The organism is Pedobacter ginsengisoli, assembly GCF_030244015.1.
GTDB classification, from domain to species: domain Bacteria; phylum Bacteroidota; class Bacteroidia; order Sphingobacteriales; family Sphingobacteriaceae; genus Pedobacter; species Pedobacter ginsengisoli.
This window is the reverse complement of sequence record NZ_JASSYX010000004.1, coordinates 77013-93019: the sequence shown is the minus strand read 5'-3', so window position 1 is coordinate 93019 and position 16007 is coordinate 77013. Positions and strand designations below refer to the sequence as shown.

Annotated in this window: 13 protein-coding genes; 7 read left to right on the top strand and 6 right to left on the bottom strand. The window is 46.2% G+C overall.

Annotation, left to right across the window (positions count from 1 at the left end; genetic code table 11):
* Window positions 1–43: 43 nt before the first annotated feature.
* Together QEP08_RS17755 and ahcY are read right to left on the bottom strand one after the other, a co-directional pair.
* On the bottom strand, window positions 44–763 hold the full coding sequence (locus QEP08_RS17755) for a pyridoxine 5'-phosphate synthase (RefSeq protein ID WP_285059971.1): 720 nt from the start codon (window positions 761–763) through the stop codon (window positions 44–46).
* Window positions 764–831: 68 nt separating this feature from the next.
* The gene (gene ahcY, locus QEP08_RS17750; protein WP_285059970.1) at window positions 832–2148 is read right to left on the bottom strand and encodes an adenosylhomocysteinase; all 1317 of its coding nucleotides are present in this window, start codon (window positions 2146–2148) and stop codon (window positions 832–834) included.
* A gap of 272 nt (window positions 2149–2420) precedes the next feature.
* Between ahcY and QEP08_RS17745 the strand changes: the two genes are divergently transcribed.
* The 3 genes from QEP08_RS17745 (at window position 2421) to QEP08_RS17735 (ending at window position 7092) form a co-directional block, all read left to right on the top strand.
* Window positions 2421–3680 carry a DUF4934 domain-containing protein gene (locus tag QEP08_RS17745; protein WP_285059969.1) on the top strand — a complete coding sequence of 420 codons (1260 nt, stop codon included), beginning with the start codon at window positions 2421–2423 and terminating at the stop codon, window positions 3678–3680.
* A 6-nt stretch (window positions 3681–3686) separates the two neighbouring features.
* Complete coding sequence (locus QEP08_RS17740) at window positions 3687–6527, top strand: carboxypeptidase-like regulatory domain-containing protein (RefSeq protein ID WP_285059968.1); 2841 nt, start codon at window positions 3687–3689, stop codon at window positions 6525–6527.
* A gap of 154 nt (window positions 6528–6681) precedes the next feature.
* Window positions 6682–7092: a BrxA/BrxB family bacilliredoxin gene (locus tag QEP08_RS17735; RefSeq protein WP_285059967.1), complete on the top strand. Its 411-nt coding sequence runs from the start codon at window positions 6682–6684 to the stop codon at window positions 7090–7092.
* Window positions 7093–7193: 101 nt separating this feature from the next.
* Here the strand turns inward: QEP08_RS17735 and QEP08_RS17730 are convergent, their stop codons facing one another.
* From QEP08_RS17730 to QEP08_RS17720, 3 genes are all read right to left on the bottom strand, one after another.
* Entirely contained in the window at window positions 7194–8012 is an 819-nt protein-coding gene (locus QEP08_RS17730) for a hypothetical protein (protein WP_285059966.1), read from the bottom strand.
* Between the two features lie 393 nt (window positions 8013–8405).
* Window positions 8406–9725, bottom strand: a complete 1320-nt coding sequence (locus tag QEP08_RS17725) for a PQQ-dependent sugar dehydrogenase (RefSeq protein ID WP_285059965.1) — start codon at window positions 9723–9725, stop codon at window positions 8406–8408.
* Window positions 9726–9970: 245 nt separating this feature from the next.
* On the bottom strand, window positions 9971–10666 hold the full coding sequence (locus QEP08_RS17720) for an arylesterase (RefSeq protein ID WP_285059964.1): 696 nt from the start codon (window positions 10664–10666) through the stop codon (window positions 9971–9973).
* Between the two features lie 91 nt (window positions 10667–10757).
* On the opposite strand from QEP08_RS17720, the gene QEP08_RS17715 reads away from it, so the two are divergent.
* From QEP08_RS17715 to QEP08_RS17700, 4 genes are all read left to right on the top strand, one after another.
* Complete coding sequence (locus QEP08_RS17715) at window positions 10758–11450, top strand: ABC transporter ATP-binding protein (RefSeq protein ID WP_285059963.1); 693 nt, start codon at window positions 10758–10760, stop codon at window positions 11448–11450.
* The gene (locus QEP08_RS17710) at window positions 11437–14028 is read left to right on the top strand and encodes an ABC transporter permease (protein WP_285059962.1); all 2592 of its coding nucleotides are present in this window, start codon (window positions 11437–11439) and stop codon (window positions 14026–14028) included. Before QEP08_RS17715 ends, QEP08_RS17710 begins: the two co-directional genes overlap by 14 nt.
* A 103-nt stretch (window positions 14029–14131) precedes the next feature.
* Window positions 14132–14383 (top strand): hypothetical protein, encoded by a 252-nt coding sequence (locus tag QEP08_RS17705; RefSeq protein ID WP_285059961.1) that lies wholly within the window; start codon window positions 14132–14134, stop codon window positions 14381–14383.
* 66 nt (window positions 14384–14449) lie between these two features.
* Complete coding sequence (locus QEP08_RS17700; protein WP_285059960.1) at window positions 14450–15193, top strand: phytanoyl-CoA dioxygenase family protein; 744 nt, start codon at window positions 14450–14452, stop codon at window positions 15191–15193.
* Here QEP08_RS17700 and cdaA read toward each other — a convergent pair.
* On the bottom strand, window positions 15190–15987 hold the full coding sequence (gene cdaA / locus QEP08_RS17695) for a diadenylate cyclase CdaA (protein ID WP_285059959.1): 798 nt from the start codon (window positions 15985–15987) through the stop codon (window positions 15190–15192). The two genes, QEP08_RS17700 and cdaA, sit on opposite strands and share 4 nt — an antisense overlap.
* Window positions 15988–16007: the final 20 nt, after the last annotated feature.

Sequence of the window (16007 nt, the reverse complement as noted above, 5' to 3'; positions counted from 1 at the left end):
ATGAATAAAAAGTTGCGCAAAGGTAATAAAAATCCACAAGGATTTAATGCTTCAGCTGCTTCAAATATAGTTGAATTGTATTCTCCAATCCCAGGTAAAGCGCGTCGCTGATCAGTGCGTGACCGATGCTGACCTCCAGCAGTCCGGGGATACTTTTTGCGAAATATTTCAGGTTGTGCAGGTCCAGGTCATGCCCGGCATTGATGCCCAGACCAAGCTCCCGGGCTTTATGCGCGGCAGCAATATAAGGTACAATCGCTTTTTCCCGGTTGTCGTAATAATTGTGCGCATAAGCCTCGGTATACAATTCAATCCTGTCTGTTCCGCTCAGGGCAGCCCCCTTTACCATATCCACAACAGGATCAACAAAAATGGATACCCTTATGCCTGCCGATTGGAACAGCGAAACCATTTCTTTCAGGTAGTCCTTGTGCTTTATGGTATCCCAGCCATGGTTTGAGGTGATCTGGCCTTCCGCATCAGGCACCAAAGTAACCTGTGCCGGTTTATTGGCCAGTACCAGGTCTACAAATTTTTGCTCTCTGCAGTTGCCCTCAATATTAAATTCTGTGGCGATGACCGCTTTCAGGTCGTAAACATCCTGGTACCTGATGTGGCGTTCGTCCGGTCTGGGATGTACCGTAATTCCTTCGGCACCAAAGCGTTCGCAATCCAGCGCTACTTTGACCAGGTCAGGGTTGTTGCCCCCGCGGCTGTTGCGCAGGGTTGCAATTTTATTGATGTTTACAGAAAGCTTTGTCATGATACAAAATTGCAAAAAAAAAAGGATGCTGCGAAGCGCAACACCCTTTCTCATCTGAAGGAATCAGATTAATATCTGTAAGCCTCCGGCTTAAATGGCCCTTCCACAGAAACACCAATATATTCAGCCTGGTGCGGATCCAGAACATCCAGTTCCACGCCGATCTTAGCCAGGTGCAGACGTGCTACTTTCTCATCCAGGTATTTAGGCAGTACGTAAACTTTGTTCTCATACTTGTCTGTATTTGTCCAAAGTTCTAACTGAGCCAAGGTCTGGTTGGTAAAAGAGTTAGACATCACAAAGCTCGGGTGACCAGTTGCGCAGCCTAAGTTTACCAAACGGCCTTCTGCCAATAAGATAATGTCTTTGCCATCGATGGTATATTTATCTACCTGAGGTTTGATCTCCACTTTTGTATCGCCGTAGTTTTTGTTCAGCCAGGCTACGTCAATTTCGTTATCAAAGTGACCGATGTTACAAACGATCGCTTTATCTTTCATGGATTTAAAATGCGCTGCACGAACGATGTCGCAGTTACCTGTAGTAGTTACGATAATATCAGCTTCTAAAACAGCCGTCGCAAATTTCTTCACTTCATAACCTTCCATCGCGGCCTGCAATGCACATATCGGGTCAATTTCAGAGACGATCACACGTACGCCCTGCGAGCTTAGGGACTCCGCAGAACCTTTACCTACATCGCCGTAACCTGCAACGACAGCAACTTTGCCGGCCATCATGATGTCGGTAGCGCGACGGATCGCATCTACCAATGACTCACGGCAACCGTATTTGTTGTCAAATTTAGATTTGGTTACAGAGTCATTCACGTTGATCGCAGGCAAGTGCAATGTTCCGTTTTTCATGCGCTCATACAAACGGTGAACACCGGTAGTCGTTTCTTCTGATAAACCTTTGATACCTGCAATCAGTTCAGGGAACCTGTCAAATACCATATTGGTCAGGTCACCGCCATCATCAAGGATCATGTTCAGTGGCTGACGCTCAGGACCGAAATGTAAAGTTTGCTCGATACACCAGTCAAAGCTTTCTTCGTCAAGACCTTTCCAGGCATAAACCTGGATGCCCGCCGCTGCAATCGCAGCCGCCGCATGGTCCTGCGTTGAAAATATATTACATGATGACCAGGTGACTTCAGCACCCAGCGCTACCAATGTTTCAATTAAAACTGCAGTCTGGATGGTCATGTGAAGGCAGCCTGCAATGCGTGCGCCTTTTAGCGGTTGCGATGGCCCGAATTCTTCACGTAACGACATCAGCCCGGGCATTTCTGCCTCTGCCAATCCGATCTCTTTGCGGCCCCATTCTGCCAGTGAAATGTCCTTAACCTTGTAAGGAACGTAAGTTGTCTCTACTGATGACATATTTAAATAATTTAATTTGAGTTGCAAAATTACGCAATAGTTTAACCAAATTCAAAAGCGGGAAGGTGGCTCATTGTTTTAAGTACTTTAATCTGACTATATGTTTTACGGATACCTTAAAGAAAATCATCCGGGTGCTTATGAATTGTAATGCAGCATTGGCGGGCATGTCACACCATCGATGTTAATTAGTGTTAAAAATAGACCCCCTCGCCGCAAAAACGGGATTAGTCTTTTGGAAATCTGTATATTTAGAAACCAATTCAACCCGTATGTTAAAATTCGCTCTCAGCAGTTTAATCATTTGTACCTTTTTGTGTGGCCGTATGATGGCCCAGGCCAGTAAAGTCGACAGCACCGGAATGCGGACGCTCCGTATTGATCCTTTTGCAGCCAGGGGCGCGAGCGTCTCCCAATTTTTTGATGAAGTTACCTTTACACCACTGGAAACAACTAAGGAAAGCCTCTTCGGCGCTATCCAGCAGCTGAAAGTAACCGATGAACATTATATAATTTACGACTGGGAAACCAAAGCCGTTTTGATTTTTACTAATGCTGGTAAATATGTAGCTAAAATTAACGCCAGTAAAATAGAGAAAGATCCTAAAGTTAAAGATCAGAGTTTCTATGGCTTTAATATTAAAAAGGAAGATGGTCAAACGCTGATTGAGATTTCTTCAGGTAAGCAAATCTATTATTTTGATTTAACCGCAAAGTTAATCAGGAAAGTACCTGTTAATAAAGATAAAACAAAAGAGAAGGACTATACCAATTATAAGAAGTTTAGCGATGGTACAATTATAGACCAGGCCTTTTTAGAGGAAAGTGGTAAAGACAGCATTTACTATAACATCAGCTTATTGAAGGATGGCAAGCGGGTAGAGAGTTATTTCCCCTATAGAAATTCAGATCATAAGGGCGATGAGCGGTGGCATGGTGGCCGTATATACGACTATGGCAATCCTGATGAATTTCTTTTTATCAAAAACTTCTATTATAATATCTACAAGCTGACGTCTAAAAAGCTATCCCTGGCTTACCGGATCCTGTTTCCTGCCGTAAATTCCCTTCCTATGGATTATGATACCAACCCAATCTACAAAGGCAAGGGCTATGACTACTACGAAAAGAACAGGGATGTTTTTTTTGAGCTGACCAACAGTTACCTGCATTATAATAACCTGTATTTCCAGGTGAGGAACTGGAACTGGAGCCGCGACGAGAAGAAAGCTTTTATCTATAATCTGAAAACAGCTGAGCTGACCTCTCTTGCAGATATTGAGCCTGATTCTACTTCGCAGTTTTTGCCGGTTACGGATCTGGCATCGCAATACGACTTTACCAATAAAGGGTTCCACCTGGTAACCCCTGAATATTTTTACACCAGTTATTCTTCCCTGACGCTCTTTACCGCTAAAGAACAAAATGAAGATAAAAACAGGAAGTACAATGCTGCTATAACCGAATATTTTAAAACACAAAACAAGAAAAGTAACCCGATAATTATCAAATTAAAACCAAAGAAATTCTAACGCTCCATGTTTAAATTAACTTCTGTAACGCTGGGTATTTTGCTCAGCATTGCCTGTTTTACGCTCAATGCGCAGCAAGCGGCTGTAAATCCTGGAACTGCAAAGGGCATTGTCAGGGATACGGCACAGAACTATGTGCTAAAATCTGCTACAGTATCTGTCTATAAATCTGCCGACAGCACCTTATTGAGCTACCAGGTAACCAATAACTACGGCGAATTTAGTTTTAAAAACCTGCCCGTAAATGTGCTGCTCAGGCTCGATGTCAGCAACATCGGTTATGCGACTTCAAGGAAGACATTTACGATACCTGCGGGTAAAAATACCATTGACCTGCAGACCATCGTTGCCAGCCGAAGGGATATCCTTTTGAAAGACGTAGTGATCACTGTGCCCCCGATTAGTATGAATGGTGATACGTTAGAATTTAATGCTGCGGCTTTTAAGTTAGACAGTAATGCTGTGGTGGAGGATTTGCTGAGGCAGATACCCAACATCACCCTATGGGGAGACGGACAGATTACTGTGAACGGTAAGGAGGTTAAAAGCTTACTGGTAAATGGAAAGTCCTTTTTTGGGGGTGACATGAAGCTGGCTACGCAAAACCTCGCCAAAAATGCAGTACAGAAAATACAGGTCTACAATAAATCAAGGAATCAGCAAAGTACCAATCCCGCAGATTCTACACTGGAAATGAACATTAAACTCAAAAAGGGCAAAGAGGTTGGCTTTTTTGGAAAGATAGGCGCTGGTTATGGAACAGACGGGCGTTTTGAAACGGATGCTAGTATCAACATGTTTACACCCAAGATGCAGCTGGCCGTTGTTGGTGCCATAAACAACATCAACAAGATCGCCGACAATACCGGCGAACTCCAGTCTAACAGTACGTTTAAGGGGGTTGGTACCAATGTGGAGTACCAGCCAGACTTTCGGGCAGAGGGGATCACGCGGCCCAGCGCACTCGGGGCAAACTTTACCTACAATTTTATAGAAAAACCTACTTGGGAGCTTAAAAACACCCTGAAATCAAATTACTTTTTACAGGGCAAAAATACCAATTACCTGGCCGATTCCAAGACGACTACCTCTGTCAACAGTACGGATAAGGTAATTGAGGACAGCAATACCGACAATCAATCCTCTAATACCACCCAACGTTTTGATTCCAGCTATGAGTATGCGAAAAAAGGCCATAATCTGAATTTCTCTCAGGAGGTAAACTTTAATCAGGGCGATAACGTAAATCAAACTTTTAGAAGGGCTACGAATTTGCAGGATGTACTGACCAGTACAAACAACTCCATGAATACCGGGAACTACAATAATAAGAGTTTTAGATTTGGTGGTAATTACCGCTATTCTCCCTATATCATCACACAGGACACGCGGTTTAGGGGCTTTGATGCAGATTACCGCTTAAACACCTACAACAACGAAAGTGAGCGTTTGAATCTGACCGAGTTTAAATCTTTCACAGGTACAGCTGCCAACCAGAAGTTTAACAGAAAGTACAATACCTTATCAGATGGTTTTAGGCAGGAACTTAATTTAACCATACGGGATGTGAAAGGGTTGATCTTTGGCAACAAAAAATACTCGCGGCTGACCTTTGACCTGACAAACAGATTGCTGCTTAACTCAGATAAAAACGACAACAGGGTGCAGGATTTGGATACGCTTAGCAATGTTTACCGTACCAACGCCTATTTGAACAATAAAGTAACAACCAATGTGATTGAGGAAACACCCGGACTGAAAATATCCAGAGGTTTCTCTAAAAGCATGTCCAACAGGTATTACAAGAATCTTGATTTCGCTTTCCATCCGAAGATGCTGTTAATTAACCAGGATAATCAATCGGACCGGTCTTTCCAAAACCTGAAACGTTCTTACAGCCAGTTTGCCCCGGATGCAGGCATTACTTTCTATAACAATCAGTATGGGGAAACATCAAGACAATACTCCCTGGATTACAGGACAACAATGAGGATACCTGATATCAATCAGCTCGCCCCGCTCACTGACAGTACCGATATATTTAATCTGAGGAGGGGCAATATTAACCTGAAAGAAGTGGTACAGCGTGAATTATCCTTCAGCTTTTACAGCTATGATCAACGCAACAAGAACACGCTTAACTATAATTTTACGTTGAGGGCAGGATTGAATGCCAATAATATTGTTGACAGTTTGCTGATCGATGAACAAAACAGGAGAACGGTGTATTTGGTTAATGCAGACGGTAATAAGTATCTAAATGGTGAAGCCAGTATCCGGAAGACCTATAAACTTAAGACCTCTGAATTTCAGTTTAATTTATATGGTAACTTCAATACGGGGAGAAACCCGGGTTACACCAACGGTGTATTTACGTATTCGAGTAACCTAAATACCTATTCTACCGGTGGTATAAATTACACCTACAAGAGTTATCTGGCAGTAGCGCTTAGTCAGTCATGGACTACCTATAAATCAAAACAGGAGGCTTTTAACACGCAGTACAGCGGTAAAAATGTTGGAACAACCTTAACTGCCAGCTATAACATCACCAAGAAGCTGACATTGAACAGCAATATCAGTAACAATACAAGCACCTCTTCTAATGCTAAAGACATTGTTTATACCATATGGAATGCAAACATGGTCTATCGCTTTCTTAAAGGCAACAATGCGGAGATTAAATTTGCGGCGCTGGATTTATTGAGGCAGAACACCAGTGTGATCAACTATGGCGATGCCAACAGTTTTACCATCGGTACCCAAAATGTACTGAAGCAATATTTTATGACCACAATCTCTTATTACCCAAGGCAGTTTGGCAAGAAAGGCAAAGCAAAAAAATGATCGCTAGAGCCAGATGAATGCCCGTTTTCCAGAATTGTTCAAAGTAATTTGAAGGTCAAAACTATATTTGTCTTACCGCCAACGCTTTGATGCTAAATGCAAGCGCAGTACCTTTGTATACTCAAAGAGGAAGAAATATAAAATATTAAAGCATATGTATCCAGAATATTTAGTTGAGCCAATGCGTGCGGAACTGACCAAGGTAGGTTTTGAAGAATTGAAAACAGCAGCGGAAGTTGACCAGGCCATCACCGGTGAGGGAACTGTTTTTGTGGTCGTAAACTCAGTTTGCGGCTGCGCAGCCGCAAACGCACGTCCGGCAGCAAGGCTGGCGGCAGCAAACGAAAAACACCCGGACAAACTGGTAACCGTTTTTGCAGGTATGGAAAAAGATGCAGTAGACAGGGCAAGAGGTTATATGGTTCCTTTTCCACCTTCGTCACCATCAATGGCACTGTTTAAAGACGGCAAACTTGTTCACATGATCGAGCGTCATCAGATTGAAGGCCGCCCGGCACAAATGATCGCCGACAGTTTGATCGGTGCGTTTGAGCAGTATTGCTAGATTCAGGTTAAGCCTTTAACAGAAAACAAAAAAGAGGAGTTCTCCCTAAGCGGAAGCTCCTCTTTTTTGTTTCTGCTGTTTTCGTTTTACACAGATTGACTTTACTCTGCTGCTGTGAGTTTTAGTTTATCCACAATGGCCCATCCGGAGTTTTTAATTGTATTGCCATTTACTTCTGGCGGTGGCACTGTGAACACCCCTGGTGTAACAACTGCTCCGCAGACATTGGCAGGGTTGAAGTCATCGCTGTTAAACATTGCCTTCATGTTATTATGAACTTTAAAATAACGCAAGCCGATACCGGCTACGCATAAGCAGCCCTCACTGACTTCAAATTCAAATTCCTTAGCGGGGGACAGCTCCTGATTGCTGTTGATTTCGATGATTTCCGGATCCAGGTCTTTGTACCGGCGTTCATGGAGCGCGATCATCGTTACAGAGACAACGAGTTCACATTGATTTGTACTGCCCGGAAACTTTAGTTCCTTTGGAACTACGATCTCGGGTATACTGACTTTTAGTACTACCCCGTTTAAATGGAGTTCGGGCTTTACCAGCAGACTGTTGATCAGTAAGGATTTGATGTTAAATTCAAATCCTGTCAGCCGTTCAAAGCTGTCTTCCTGAAAACTGTACTGCTCTGTTTGCTTATTGAAGCATTGTTTCAGTACGTCTCTTACCGGCGTGTTGAAACGATTGACCATCCCGCTGTCGTTTCTGTCATGAATAATGAAGCGCAGCCCTCTCCTTATTGCACCGGCCAGAACACTGCCTTGTCCAAAGACTTTTTGTGCTTTTTTAGTATCTTTGCTCTGCTTTACCCGGATAGGTGCCATTTGTAGCACAAGCCCGTCTTTTGTTTTTCTGCTGATCAGGTTCCCCACTAGTCCCCTGATGTGTTTTCCATCAAATTTTCCCATAGTTTTTATAATAAGTTAATTGTCCATAGCACCTGAGTCTACCCTGGGTTCTATTTGCGTTCGTACTGAGTCTGCATCGATCAGGCATTGAGTACGCCCTGAGTACGCCTTTTTTCAGGAAAAAGGCGTACTCAGGGCGTACTCACCCCGTACCCATGGCGTAGTCAGTACGAACGCATCTGCTACTCAGGTACCACCCGGGTAGAAGACATGAAGAATCCAGGAAAAACTTAGGCTAATTAAGAGTTAGTTAAAGATACGGAAAATTTTGAAAAATAGAGCACCGCAAGATATTCATCTATCTCCTGAGTGAGGTGTTTTTCATATTTGTCGCGCATGAATGAGCGATTGGAAGTAATTTATTCTCTGGTTAAGGTTAAAGGGAGCAATACTTTATTTCACCGCGACCCGCCAGACCGTGCTGCTTACGTCATCTGCTACAAGCAATGCCCCATCGGGCGCAACAGCGACGTCGACCGGCCTGCCGTATACTTCACCTTTATCTTCATTGGCGATAAAGCCGGTCAGGAAGTCTTCCGGTACCCCGTTGGGTTTGCCGTTTTTGAAGGGAACAAAGGCGACTTTATAGCCCGCAAGTGTAGACTTGTTCCAGGAACCATGCTGACCTATGTATGCCCCATTTCGGTATTCCTGGGGAAACATGGTGCCATTGTAGAAAGCCAGGCCAAGAGATGCGGTATGCGCGCCGACGGCCACATCAGGCACGATGGCCTCGGCTACAAGCTCCGGTTTTTGTCCTTTTAGCCGCGGGTCTTCATGCCTGCCGAAATAGGAATAAGGCCAGCCGTAAAAGCCGCCTTCTTTAACGCTGGTAATGTAATCGGGAACCAGGTCGTCGCCCAGGCCGTCACGTTCGTTTACGGAGGTCCAGAGTGTATTTGTGCCGGGTGCCCAGTCCATACCTACTGGATTTCTGAGTCCGCTGGCGTAGACCGTTTCGCCGGTGCCGTCAGGGTTTACGGTCAGGATAGCCGCCCTGCGGATCTCGTTTTCCATACCGTTCTCGCCGGCATTACTGCCTGATCCGACGGCTATATAGATTTTGGAGTTGTCGGCATTGGCGATCAGGTTCCGGGTCCAGTGGTTGTTGTAGCCGCCTGCGGGAAGTTCCAGGATTTTAGTGCCGGAAGCGGTGATTTTGGTGTCACCGGTTTTGTAAGGGTATTTCCATAGTCCATCGGTATTGGCTGCATAAAAGGAATCGCCAATGATCAGAACACCGTAAGGCTGGTTAAGGCCGCCAAGGAAATTGGTCTGCAATTCGGCTACGCCGTCTTTGTTGGCATCGCGGAGCAGTACAACAGTATTGGCACTCTGACCGGCTACTTCTGATTTGGATTTACCGGTAATGGCCCCGGCCACTTTTTCTTTGAGTGAACGCTCCGAATTAGATAAGACCACAAAGATGTCGCCGTTAGGGGCTAGGTAGATGCTGCGGGGGCTTTTAAAATTACTCGCAAATTTGGTGACAGTAAAGCCATCCGGTGCAATAGGCGTTTTGCCTTCAGGCCAGCCGATGACTTTGCTGAATTTGGTCATTGCGGCGTTTGTATCGGGCGCAGGGAGGGCAATAGAGCCGGTTGCGGTGGTGTCCACAGTGGTTGTATCGGTGGAGGATGTTTCGTCTTTGGAGTTGCTGTTGCAGGCCAGTATGCAGGGTATCGCTGCAAGGAAAAGGAATGACTTTTTCATTTTGATCACGGTTGGATTCATCTTCAAAGAAAAGATCATGTTCGCGGACCTGTTCTTCGTTTAATGATAACAAATAATCCGGCAGGATGTTTAAAAAGCTAATCTTCAGGTCAATTATTCTAAGAAATTCAACAGCATACCGATCTGCAAATGCGAAAAGCATTCAATTGAAAAAATAAAAATAGTTAAAAAAAGACCCTGGAACTGAACTCAGAAACCGGCAATGTAAATACAGCAGGAGCTCGTTATAAAATCCCCTGCAGTTTTGACCAGACGTTTTGCGCCAGGATCTGATGACCTTCGGCAGTTGGGTGGATGCCGTCCTGCTGGTTGAGCCTGCTGACACCGCCGACGCCGTCTAACAGAAATGGCACATAGGTCATGTTGTTTTTGGTGGCCAGGTCGCTAAACAGGGCTTTGAACTCTGCGGTATAATCAGCGCCGAGGTTTGGCGGCATCTGCATGCCGAGCATGACCATTTGGGCATTCGGATATTTCTTTTTGACCTTGTCGATCACGGCCTGCAGGTTGGTCCGGGTTTCCCTGAGGGGCAGGCCCCTTAATCCATCGTTGGCACCAAGCTCCAGTACAAAAATGTCTATATGTTGCTTTAGCAGCCAGTCGATCCTGTTTCTTCCGGCGGCGGAGGTCTCGCCGCTTAGCCCGCCATTAATGACTTTGTAATGCAGGTGTAAAGAATCGATCTTTTTCTGGATCAGTGCAGGGTAGGCTTCAGTTGGTTCAACACCGTACCCGGCAGTAAGGCTGGTGCCAAAGAAGAGGATGTTTTGCTGTTTTGCAGCTGCCTCCTCGCTTCCAGGGACGGTTTCAGCAGGCCGCTTGGCCGGCTTTCCTGCTTCGGCATCTTTCTTCTGTTCATTGCCGCAACCAGAGATGATGGCTGTAAGGATCAATAGGGGTATTATCTTGGTTCGTAACATAGCTGCAATCTGTAGGTCTAAAATAGGGAATACTTGTTGAACCTTGTATATTTAACAGGTAATTCCAGCGTTAAGTTTAAAATCTTTTTTTATGTCTGCCGAAACCATCCTCGAAGTCCAGCAAGTCAGTAAAATTTATAAAAGCGCCGGAAAGGAGCTTTTGGTGCTCAAAGAAATTGATTTTTCGATTCAGCAGGGCTCCACGGTGGCCATCACAGGCCCATCGGGCAGCGGCAAAACGACCTTACTGGGGATTTGTGCGGGACTGGACAGGGCCAGTTCGGGTTCTGTGGCTTTGAACAACATTAAACTGGATGGCCTGACCGAAGATGAACGGGCTGCGGTACGAAATCTGTATGTGGGCTTTATTTTTCAGAACTTCCAGCTGATGCCTACGCTGACCGCACTGGAAAATGTGATGGTGCCCATGGAGCTGCGCAAACAAAAAGATGTAAAAGCGAGGGCTATGGAACTGCTGGACAAAGTAGGGCTGGCAGACCGTTCGCACCATTACCCGGTGCAGCTGTCGGGAGGAGAGCAGCAGCGGGTGTCGCTGGCAAGGGCTTTTTCCAACCGTCCGGCGGTGCTTTTTGCCGATGAGCCTACGGGTAACCTGGATGGCGAAACGGGGGAAAAAATTGAGAAAATGCTTTTTGAACTCAACCGGGAGGCCGGAACTACACTGATCATTGTGACTCACGATATGGATCTGGCCTCAAGGACCTCGAGGGTCATCAAATTAAAGAGCGGGACAGTTATAGCGGATACTTATGCAGGAGTTTAAGGTACTGAACGGCAGATCGGCTGACGTGGGCTGGCTGTTTAAAATGGCCTGGCGCGATAGCCGCCGCAGCAGGTCGCGGTTGCTGCTGTTCATCTCGGCCATTGTGGTGGGTATTGCGGCTTTGGTGGCGGTTTACGCTTTCAAGGACAATTTACTGCGCGATATTGACAACCAGGCTAAAGAACTGACGGGCGCGGACCTGATCCTGGATACGAGAAAACCAGTCAGTAAAAAGGTGCAGGCCATGCTGGATACGCTCGGCGATGAGCGTTCTTCGGAAAGGAGCTTTGCTTCAATGCTGTATTTTGTGAAAAATCAGGGCAGCAGACTGGTACAGGTGAGGGCTTTGGAGGGAAATTATCCATATTACGGAGCCATAGAAACTACACCTGCTGCTGCGGCTTCAGGATTCAGGAACGACAGAAGGGCATTGGTGGACAGGACCGTGATGCTCCAGTACAATGCCAGGGCAGGCGATTCCATTAAAGTAGGGGCGCTGAACTTTGAGATCGCAGGCGCGCTGGACAAGACCCCCGGACAAACGGGTTTGTCTTCTACTGTAGCTCCAATTGTTTACATTCCTTTAAAGTACCTGGAAGAGACCGGCCTGACCAAAATTGGCAGCCGCATCCAGTATAAATATTATTTCAAATATAAAGACCCTTCGCAGGTAGACCGGGTGCTGAAAAAGATACAGCCGGTGGCAGACAAGGAAGGGCTCGATACGGAGACTGTGGAAAGCAGGAAGGCGGACACAGGGCGGTCGTTCAGGGATGTGAACCGGTTTTTGTCACTGTCGGGATTTATTGCCTTGCTGCTCGGTTGTATCGGTGTGGGCAGTGCCATTCATGTGTACATCGGGGAGAAGCTGAACAGCATTGCTACGCTGCGCTGCCTGGGTGTGAAGGCTTCGGAGGCGTTTTTGATCTTCCTGATCCAGATCGCTTTTATCGGTTTGATCGGTGCAGTGACCGGTAGTTTGCTGGGCACGGCCATACAGTTTGTGCTGCCGGCTGTACTGAAAGATTTTATTCCTGTGGAACTGACCATGCAGATTTCCTGGCCGGCAATAGGGCAGGGACTTGTATTGGGTTTGGTGATTGCCATACTGTTTGCTTTGCCGTCTTTATTGGCGGTACGGCGCATTTCGCCTTTGAATGCATTGAGGAGATCTTTTGAGCGTTCGGTGGGCGCTGCTGATCCGCTGCAATGGCTGATATACCTGTTCATCGTACTTTTTGTACTGGTCTTTGCCTGGTTGCAGATGGGCGGCTGGATGGAGGCTTCGATGTTTACAGGAGGTGTTTTGCTGGCTTTTTTATTGTTGTTTGCAGTGTCCAAATTGCTGATGTGGTTGCTGCGCGGAGCGCTGCCGGATTCCCTGAGTTATTTGTGGAGACAAGGTTTTGCCAATCTTTACCGGCCAAACAACCAGACCATGGTACTGACGGTGTCTATAGGATTGTCGACCTTGTTCATAGCTACCTTGTTTTTTGTACAGGGCATCCTGATCAACCGTGTCACCATATCTTCCGGGGCAAACCAGCCGAATATGGTATTGTTTGACATTCAGCCAGAGCAAAAAGAGGGCGTTGCCCATCTGACCAGGGCGCATCACCTTCCGGTGATGAACCAGGTGCCGATCATTACGGTGAGGATTGAAGAAATAAACGGTAAAACTGCCGCTGATCTTGCTGCTGCAGACAGTACGGCAAATAAAGCAGATATGGAACAAGGGGCCCAGAGAGGGCCGGGCAGCGGAACGGGCAGGACTGAGCCCTCTCAACGGGCGTTCAGGAGCGAACTGAGGGTTACTTTCCAGGATACGCTTACCGCTGCGGAAAAAGTAATCAAAGGAAAATGGCATGGTAAGGCAGACAAGGATGGAATAGTTTATGTGTCGCTGGAAGAAAATTATGCAAGAGGTATTCATGCGGAGATTGGGGATAAGATCGTGTTTAATGTACAGGGCATGCTGATCCCGACGGTGCTGGGCAGTATCCGGGAGGTCAACTGGAGCAGGATGCAGACCAATTTCAGAGTGGTATTCCCAAGGGGTGTGCTCGAGGAAGCACCGCAGTTTCACGTATTGATGACCAGGGTTTCCGGCGATGAGGCTTCTGCAAAGTATCAGGGGGCCGTAGTCCGTAGTTTTCCCAATGTTTCGGTGCTGGACCTGAAGCTCATATTAAGGGTACTGGATGAGCTGCTGTCAAAGATCAGTTTTGTGATCAGGTTTATGGCAGCATTTAGTATGCTGACGGGCTGGATCGTTTTAATCTCTTCGGTGCTGACCAGCAAGGCACAGCGCCTTCAGGAAAGTTTGCTGCTGCGCACATTGGGCGCAAGCCGGAACCAGATCCTGGTGATTACGGCTGTAGAGTACTTTTTTTTGGCTGTAGTGGCTACGGGTGCTGGTATGCTGCTGGCCCTCGGGGGCAGCTGGGCGCTGGCCAGGTTTGTTTTTGCTTCCAGCTTTAATCCGCCGCTGTGGCCGGTGCTGCTGTTTTTCCTGATCATTTCCCTGATGGTGGTGATTACCGGGGTGCTGAGCAGCAGGAGCGCGTTGAAACGCTGATCTGCTGAAGTGTGGTAAAGTATTGAGCAGTATCGTGATTAAAGACCAAACTATAGGCTGGCCTGCTTGTTGTATAGGCAACAAGCAATTAATCTTTGTAATTATGAATACGCAACAGGACAATAACAAGGCGCAGTTTGAAAATAGTGACGTCGATCCCGGATTCTCAGGTCATGAAGAAGATAAATTAAAAGGCCGTGAGGACAAGCGCGAGCACAATATTGATTCGAATCTGAGTATCAAGGAGATGAGAGAGGGAAAAACTTCAATAGAAGGGGATAACCCTAAGGAAGACGATGCACTAAATTATAAAAATGACAGGGAGCATGGTGCCTTTAATCCTAAGAATATATAAAAATTAGGTATAAATGTATCATGTCCCTCCATACATGTTGGCTAAATTAGTACTAGTCAAACAGCTATGGAACATACAAAAGATCTCAGGGAAAACTTTATTAAAGACGGTTATGTGTTTTTGCCGGGTTTTCTCAGCCCTGTCGAAGTTGAAGCCATTAAACAGAACTTTGACAGGGTCATAACGGAGATTGTGCCGGTTATGCAAGCCAGGCATGTATTCTATGAAGGCCCAGAAAAGAAAGCTTCTACGCTGAAACAGCTGATAGATATTCAGGATTACGATGCTTTTTTTAAAGAAAAGCTGTCAACGGGCAAGTTTAAAGACCTTGCAGCGTTTTTGCTGGAGGATAAAGTAATTGGCAAAACACTGGAATATTTCAATAAACCTCCATTGATCGGGAAACCGACCCCGCCCCATCAGGATGGCTATTATTTTATGCTGAACCCTTCAGTTGCAGTGACGATGTGGATGGCACTGGAGCCGGCTGATGAAGAGAATGGATGTGTTAAATACATCAGGGGATCTCACCTGAAAGGAATGCGGCCTCATGGAAGAACACAAACGCTGGGTTTTTCGCAGGGCATAACGGATTTTGGAACTGCGGCAGACCTGGAAGAAGAAATCAGTTTTCCGGCCAATCCGGGAGATCTGATCATCCACCACTCTTTAACCATACATCAGGCGGGAGCAAATGGTTCCGGCCGCTCGCGTAAGGCTCTGGGCCTGATCTATTTTGGGGAATCTGCCAGGGAAGACCTGGAAGCAAAGTCGGCTTACCAGAAGAAACTGCAGGAGGAGCAGGTTTAAAAATCCTTGTTCAATAATTTTTCCAGTTCCCCAAAGGAAACATTCATCCGCACACGTCCTTGTTTGGCATAGGCGATCTCCCCGGTCTCTTCTGATATGATCACGGCCACAGCATCTGTTGTTTCAGAAATTCCGATGCCTGCCCTGTGCCGCAGACCAAACTGGGGCGGAAGTTTGTCGTTGTCGGTAAGCGGCAGGATACAGCTGGCGCTCCTGATCTTGTTTTCGGCGATGACGACTGCGCCATCGTGCAGCGGGCTGTATTTCTGGAAAATGCTTTCGAGCAGGCGTTTGGAAATCTTTGCGTCCATGACTTCACAGCTGTTGGCAAAGAGCTGGTCGTCATAGAATTTTACAAAGACCATCAATGCTCCTGTCCTTGATTTCTTCATGCTCTTGCAGGCATCAATAATGGGCTTGATGCGGATCAGGTTGTCCCGTTCTATGTTCTTGCTGCCAAAAAGATAGCCCCACCAGGCTTTGTTCTGCTGCAGGAAGGTGTTTTTGCCGATAAGGAGCAGGAACCTGCGGATCTCGGGCTGAAAGATCACGATCAGTGCGATGATGCCGACGCTCATGAAAGAGTCGATGATGCTGGAAAGCAGTTTCATCTGTAGCAGGTCGACCAGCCAGTTGATCACCAGGATGATCACCATCCCGAGGAAAAGATTTACGGCGATGGTATTTTTGATCAGGTTGTAAATGTAGTAGATGAGCAATGCTACCAGAATGATGTCCACCGAATCAGTGATCGTCAGGTGCAGAAAATCGAAATCAAAGTCTAAGCCTTTCATTGGCGCCAAGTTAGGGATTA